This is a genomic window from Streptomyces lushanensis (assembly GCF_001700515.1).
Lineage (GTDB): Bacteria > Actinomycetota > Actinomycetes > Streptomycetales > Streptomycetaceae > Streptomyces > Streptomyces lushanensis.
On record NZ_MAUD01000379.1, the window covers coordinates 1 to 6,424 of the forward strand.

At 70.2% G+C, this 6,424-nt stretch carries 8 protein-coding genes; 4 read left to right on the top strand and 4 right to left on the bottom strand.

Going from position 1 to position 6,424, the window contains the following annotated elements; genetic code table 11:
• Positions 1-176: 176 nt before the first annotated feature.
• Entirely contained in the window at positions 177-1,994 is a 1,818-nt protein-coding gene (locus tag BFF77_RS26715) for a S9 family peptidase (protein ID WP_066954555.1), read from the bottom strand.
• Positions 1,995-2,039: 45 nt separating this feature from the next.
• Positions 2,040-2,636, bottom strand: coding sequence for a TetR/AcrR family transcriptional regulator (locus BFF77_RS26720; RefSeq protein WP_169922733.1), 597 nt, complete (start codon positions 2,634-2,636; stop codon positions 2,040-2,042).
• 149 nt (positions 2,637-2,785) lie between these two features.
• Here BFF77_RS26720 and BFF77_RS26725 point away from each other — a divergent pair, with 149 nt between their 5' ends.
• From BFF77_RS26725 to BFF77_RS26735, 3 genes are all read left to right on the top strand, one after another.
• Positions 2,786-3,487 (top strand): hemerythrin domain-containing protein, encoded by a 702-nt coding sequence (locus tag BFF77_RS26725; protein WP_066954561.1) that lies wholly within the window; start codon positions 2,786-2,788, stop codon positions 3,485-3,487.
• 162 nt (positions 3,488-3,649) lie between these two features.
• A complete protein-coding gene (locus BFF77_RS26730) occupies positions 3,650-3,907 on the top strand; it encodes a twin-arginine translocase TatA/TatE family subunit (RefSeq protein WP_066954564.1) in 258 nt (85 codons plus the stop codon).
• Between the two features lie 130 nt (positions 3,908-4,037).
• The gene (locus BFF77_RS26735) at positions 4,038-4,394 is read left to right on the top strand and encodes an ArsR/SmtB family transcription factor (RefSeq protein WP_066954567.1); all 357 of its coding nucleotides are present in this window, start codon (positions 4,038-4,040) and stop codon (positions 4,392-4,394) included.
• A gap of 319 nt (positions 4,395-4,713) precedes the next feature.
• Here BFF77_RS26735 and BFF77_RS26740 read toward each other — a convergent pair whose 3' ends face one another.
• Positions 4,714-4,962, bottom strand: coding sequence for a hypothetical protein (locus BFF77_RS26740; RefSeq protein WP_079125524.1), 249 nt, complete (start codon positions 4,960-4,962; stop codon positions 4,714-4,716).
• Between the two features lie 402 nt (positions 4,963-5,364).
• Between BFF77_RS26740 and BFF77_RS26745 the strand changes: the two genes are divergently transcribed.
• Positions 5,365-5,916 carry a flavoprotein gene (locus BFF77_RS26745; RefSeq protein WP_066954570.1) on the top strand — a complete coding sequence of 184 codons (552 nt, stop codon included), beginning with the start codon at positions 5,365-5,367 and terminating at the stop codon, positions 5,914-5,916.
• A gap of 27 nt (positions 5,917-5,943) precedes the next feature.
• Here BFF77_RS26745 and BFF77_RS26750 read toward each other — a convergent pair.
• Positions 5,944-6,424, bottom strand: a 481-nt coding sequence (locus tag BFF77_RS26750; protein WP_141698536.1) for an SDR family NAD(P)-dependent oxidoreductase, incomplete at its 5' end; no start/stop codon positions are given.

The following is a 6,424-nucleotide window of genomic DNA, read 5'->3' on the forward strand; positions in this document are numbered from 1 at the left end:
GTCTCCGGCCCCCGCCCGTGAGGCCCGCCTCCGGTCCCGGGGCCTTGGGCCTCCGGGCGGGCCCGGAGTCCGGGGGCGGGCCCGGAAGTCCGGCCCCCCTTCCGGGCCTCGCCCCTGGGCCACCCCGGGACCAGCCGCCCGTGTCTCCTCTCCCCCTGAGGTGCTCCTTCCGGGTGCTACTTCAGATGTCTCGTCGCGAAGTCCAGCTCCAGCCTGACCTGCTTGATCCGTTCCTCCACGACAAGCGACCCGTGGCCCGCGTCATAGCGGTACACCTCATGGACCGCGCCTCGGGCGGCCAGGCGGTCCACATAGTTCTCCACCTGGCGGATCGGACAGCGCGGGTCGTTCACTCCCGCCGAGATATAGACCGGAGCCCGGACCGCGTCCACATAGGTCAGCGGCGACGACGCCTCGAAACGCTCCGGCACCTCCTCCGGCGTACCGCCCAGCAGGGTGCGGTCCATCGCCTTGAGCGCCTCCATTTCGTCGTGGTACGCCGTCACATAGTCGGCGACCGGCACCGCCGCCAGTCCCACCGCCCAGGCGTCCGGCTGGGTGCCGAGCCCGAGCAGGGTCAGATAGCCGCCCCAGGAACCCCCCGCCAGCACCAGCTTCGCCGGATCGGCCAGACCGGAGTCCACCGCCCACTGCCGGACCGCCGCGATGTCCTCCAGCTCGATCAGCCCGACCCGGTGCTTGAGCGCGTCCGTCCACTCGCGCCCGTAGCCCGTGGATCCGCGGTAGTTGATCCGGACGACCGCGAATCCGTGGTCGACCCAGGCGGCGGGGCCCGCGGCGAACGCGTCGCTGTCGTGCCAGGTCGGACCGCCGTGGATCTCGAAGACCGTCGGGAACGGAGCCTCCCCCGCCGGCCGCTGCACCAGCGCGTGGATCCTGCCGCCCGGGCCCTCGACCCACGCGTCCTCCACCGGCACCGAGGCCGGCGCCGTCATCCCCGGTGGGTCGAGCACGACGCCGCCCACCGTGGACCGCACCTGCGGCGGCTCCGCCGCGGACGACCAGAGATACTCCACGCTGCGGTCCGGCCGGGCCGTCGCTCCCGACACCGTGCCCGCCGGGGTCTCCACCTCGATCAGCGCGCTCTTGGCGAAGTCGTAGCGCCACAGCTCGCTGCGGCCCTCGAAGCTGTGCACGATCAGCAGCTCCGACCCGTCCGGATACCACTCGGCGCTGATGTCCCCGGGCAGCTCGACGGCGAGATCGGTCTCCTCGCCGGTCAGCGGATCCCAGACGACCGGCTCCCAGCGCCCCCGCCGCTGATGCCCGACGAGCAGCCGGCTGTCCCCGGCCACCGGTGCGAAGCCCAGCACCTCCAGGCCCAGCTCGCGCGTACCGCCCCTGGTGTCGTCCAGCTCCGCCACCACCGAGCCGTCCAGCCGCAGCACCCGGAGCGCCGAGTGCATCGCGTCCCCGTGCTCGGTGTGCTCGATCGCGAGCAGCGTGCCGTCGTACGACAGATCCCCGACCCCGGCCGACTCCCGGTGCCGGTAGATCTCGACGGGTGCCTCCCCGGGCCGTACGACATGCAGCGTCGTGCCGTCCTCGTCGGTCGACCGCCCGACCACCGCCGTGCCGTCCCGCCCGAGCGCGAGCCCGGCGGGATAGGAAGGAGCGAGCCCCGGCGCGGCCGGTTCGTCGGGCCCGGAGACACCGGAGGTCCCGGCCCCGCTCTCCCCGGGGGTGAACGGCTGGCGCATCCACACGCCGAACTCGTCCCCGTCCGTGTCCGAGAACCACCAGATCCACTCGCCGTCCAGCGACAGCACCCCGTCCGTCGTCCCGTTCGGCCGGTCCGTCACCTGCCGCTGGGCGCCGGTCGCGCGATCCCACGCGTACAGCTCATACGTCCCTGTCGCATTGGACACGAACAGCGCCCGCTCCGGCGCGTCCTCCGCCCAGTCCGGCAGCGAAACCCGCGGCGCCCGGAAGCGCTTCTCCCACTCCGGCATCGAACCGGCCATCTGATTCATGCACCCATTCTGCGCCGGAACCCTGACATCCCGTCGGCCTCCCCCTCAGCCTGTGGACAACCCTCGTTCGTCCATCAGGATCCTGGTGGCGATGGCGGTCAGTTCCGCCTCGGCCTGGTCCCATGTCCGGCCGAGGTCGTCGACGAGAGTGCGCCACGCGTTCAGACCGAAGCAGAAAAACAGCTCATCGGCGCAGCGGTCCACGGTCAGCCCGGGTCGGAGAGCACCCAGACCGTCGAGGTGTGAGGCGATCTCCCGGAGGGCACAGAAGTAAAGAGAGGTGCCTTCCTCCCAGAGTTCCGCCGCGTTTTCCTGCACCGGCAGAGCGCTGTAGAGGATGGCGATGGATTCGCGGTGATGCTCATTGCTGAGACGTGTACGGTGTGCGAGCAGAGCGATCGCGGAAGGCCCATCCTCTGAATTCCGTATGAATTCCGCGGTTCCCTCGCCACCCGAATGCGCGGCGGCGTGATGGATGGTCTCCCGGAGTATGTCGAGTCGGCTGCCCGCGCTGGTGTACACCGTCTTGACCGCCGTCCCGGCCTCGCGCGCGATGTCGGCGACGGTCACATGCGCATAGCCGCGCTCCAGGAAGAGCCGCCGTGCCGCGTCAATGATGTCGCGGTGTGTCTCGGCGGCCATGAGCGCGCGACGGGGTGAGTTGTACGGACGCGCTTCGGGCATATGCGTATCTTATATCTGGCGGGTAATGACCACTGGCTCGATGCTTTCAATGCTTTCTATTTCACTCCAAATATTACCCCAATTTTTGGGACAGGCAGGAATACGCGATGGCTGCACCACCCAGGCTCTGCGCCGGACGTTCGTGCATGTATGACGAGATGCTCGCCGTGCACACGATTCTGCGTCGGGGCACCGCCCTCGTATCCGAATCGTTCGGGCGCCTCGCCGGCGGTGAACCCGTCGACGTCAAGGTGCTGGTCAACACGGCCCGCTGGCTGATCGAGTCCATCCGCCGCCACTACGCGAGCGAGGATGTGCTGCTCTGGCCGGTGCTGCGCGAACTCGTTCCGGCCGATGCCGCCAGGATCGGCGGGCCGGGCTTCGCGCTCGAGGCGCTCGACGCCGAGCTCCATGAACTCACCAGGACGGTCGACGCGATCGCCGCCCAGCAGGTCACGGGCGAAGGGGACGCGGCCCTGGTGGTCGTGGGCCAGGCCGCGCTGTCCGGGCTGCCGTCGGCACAGCGGGTCCAGTCCGTTCTGAACATGCACTTCGACGAAGAGGAAGCCGCCTTCAAGGAGTTGATCCCGCTGGTGCCGGACGGCGAAGTCGGCCGGCTGCGGTCGGCGATCGTCAGCGGAGCCCCGCACACCGGGCCGCATCTGGTCTTCGGTCTGATGGAGGACCCGGAAGAGGTCCCGGGCTACGCGCCCCTGGTGAGCAACTTCCCGGCGCCCATGCGCTGGATGCGTCCGGTGCTGATCACGCGGTACCGCTCGTCGAAGAGGGCACTGGGCGTTCCCACGTAGTTCACGGCGCCCGCGTAGCGTGAACGGCGTTGTGGCGGTGGCGTGACGGCGGTGCGTCGGCCGGTCTGGAAAGTGGTCTTGTTGGACGGTCATACGGTACGAGATAGTTCTACAGCACTGTAGATATCCAGGTCCGTCCAACCCCGGGAGAGAGTAAATCTGATGTTCGGCTTGAGCGAACTGGCCCTGATCCTCATCGTCATCGTCGTTCTGCTCGGCGCCAAGAAGCTGCCTGAGCTGGCCCGTTCGGCAGGCAAGGCCGCGCGGATACTCAAGAGCGAGACGAAGGCGCTGAAGAAGGAGGACGAGGACGGGCAGGGCCGGAGCGGGCAGGACCAGGGGCCCGAGTCCGCCGCGTCCGGACGTCGCGTCGTGACCGGCACGATCGTCGAGCGGAACGAGCCGCCCGCGCGGCCCTGACACGCGGCCCTGACGTGCCGCGCAGGGCCTCGGCCCACGAGGCTGTGGCCGCCCCCCGACGCTTCGGGCCCGTCCCCGACCCCGACGCCTAGACTGAGCCGTCGGTTCCGCGCGGGACGGGAGAGCGATCGTGACGGCAGAAGTCGGTGGCTCAGGAGACCCGTCCGCCGAGGTGCTCACGGAAGCCGCCGCCGCGTTCGGGCTGCTGGCGTCGTCGGCCCGGCTGCACATCGTGTGGGTCCTGGCCCAGGGCGAGAGCGATGTCACCGGGCTCGCGGAACGGGTGGGCGGGGCGCTTCCCGCCGTCAGCCAGCATCTGACCAAACTGAAGCTGGCCGGGCTCGTACGGTCGCGGCGCGAAGGCCGCAGACAGGTCTACTTCGTCGACGATCCCGATGTCGTCACCGTGGTCCGGCTGATGGTCGGGCAGCTCACCGACCGGGCGGCACACCCTCCCGCGCGCCACGCGCAGATCCGCCGGGCCTGATCGCGCACGGCGGTGGTGGCCGTACCGCCGCACGGCCACCGGGGGTACATGGCCACCGGGGGTACGCGGCCACCAGACCCCCGGGTCTGGTCAGAGGCCAGGACACCGGGGTGCATGGCCACCTGGGGTACGCGGCCACCTGGGACAACCGGTCGCCTGGGACACGCGGTCACCTGGAGGTACGCCGTACCGCGGACCGAACCGGTTCGGCGGGCGGCCCTTCCCTGGTACCGCCCGCCGAACCGGCCCCTGCCCTTCCGCTCCGCGTCCTGCCGGCGACCTGCCCGCGAGGCGGCCCGTGTGTCAGGCGGCCGGCCCGTCAGGGGCTCGCCTGGTCGTACCCGTAGCGCAGTGGCTGCTCCTGTACGCGCGGATCGCGCCGGTACACGTACAGGGCCTCCACCTGCGCCCCGCCCGCCGGCCCGTCCACCTCGCAGGGATACGTCACCTGCACCACGGCGGGCCGGTCGTTGACCCGCATCCGTATCCCGTCCGCTGGGCCCCCGTCGAGGACCGCGGTCTCCCAATCCGTTCCGCTGTGATCGTGATCGCCCTTGCGCATACCCATGCGGACACTTTAAAGCGTGCGCAACTTTTGACCTATACGACTTTCACAGGTCCACGGCCACCGAAGTCAGCGTAGTGCGCTTCCTGCCCGCGCCTCCCGCCAACCAGGATTCCGGTCCCCGTATACATTTCCCGCCGTACGCGTCGCCGGACGGAGCTGACAGGTCGTGATCCGCGCTGTGCGACCCGAGCACGGAGCGGGTAGCCTCCGAAACCGGCTCCCCCGGTCGGACCGGTCGGACCGGTCGGACCGTCAGGGCCAGTCGGAACGTCAGGGCCCGTCCGGTGCCCGGCCGGTCGGCGCTCGCCCGGCATCCGTCCGTGGGCCGTGCCGATGAGCAGGGTGAGAAGCGGGCGAGGTTCTCGCCGCGGAAGACATCGCCACACCAACGGAGAGCTCTTCATGACCGAGCAGCAGGATCCGCGCGGGAAGCCCTTCCTCTATGTCGTGGTCTGCGCGGCGGGCATCGCGGGCGATGTCACCACGCTGATCGCCGCGGCGCAGGAGCGGCAGTGGGACGTGGGCGTGATCGCGACCCCGCGAGGGCTGGCCTTCATCGACACCGAGGCGATCATCGCGCGGACGGGCTACCCGATCCGTTCCGCCTGGCGCAGCCCCGGCGATCCGCGCCCGCTGCCGCCGCCGGACGCGATAGCGGTGGCGCCGGCCACGTTCAACACGATCAACAAGTGGGCGGCCGGGATCTCCGACACGCTGGCCGTGGGCATCCTGTGCGAGGCGTACGGCCTGGGCGTCCCCACCGCCGTACTCCCGTATCTCAACGCGGCCCAGGCCGCCCATCCCGCGTACCGGCGGAGCCTCGACCGGCTGCGTGAGATGGACGTCCTGATCGGGACGTACACGCCTCACCGGCCCGACTCGGCCGCGGCCGGGGCCCACTTCGACTGGGAGGAGGCCCTGGACCTGCTCGCCCCGAAACCGGACGGCCGCTGACGGCCGCTCCTGAGCGGGTGCGATCGGTCAGACCTGGGCGAGGCCGCCGTCGACGAAGAACTCCGCCCCGGTGGTGAAGGAGCTCTGGTCGGTGGCGAGGAAGAGGGCCATGGCGGCGACCTCCTCCACCTGGCCCAGCCTGCCCAGCGGGATCCTGGGGGTGATGGTCCTCCTGAACTCCTCCCTGGCCTGCGGGTCGTCACCGACCAGGCGGTGGATACCGGGAGTCTCGATGGGACCGGGACTGATGGCGTTGACGCGGATGCCGCGCCCGGCCAGCTCGGCGGCCCAGCCACGGGCGAGATTGCGGATCGCGGCCTTGGTGGCGCTGTAGACGCTCATCGCCTCGATGCCGCGCGAGGCGTTGATCGAGGAGAGCAGGATCACCGAGGCGCCGTCGGGCAGCAGCGGCAGTGCCTTCTGGGTGGCGAAGACGAGTCCCTTGACGTTGATGTCGAAGGTGCGGTCGTAGTGTTCCTCGGTGATCTCGCCGAGCTTGGCGAACTCG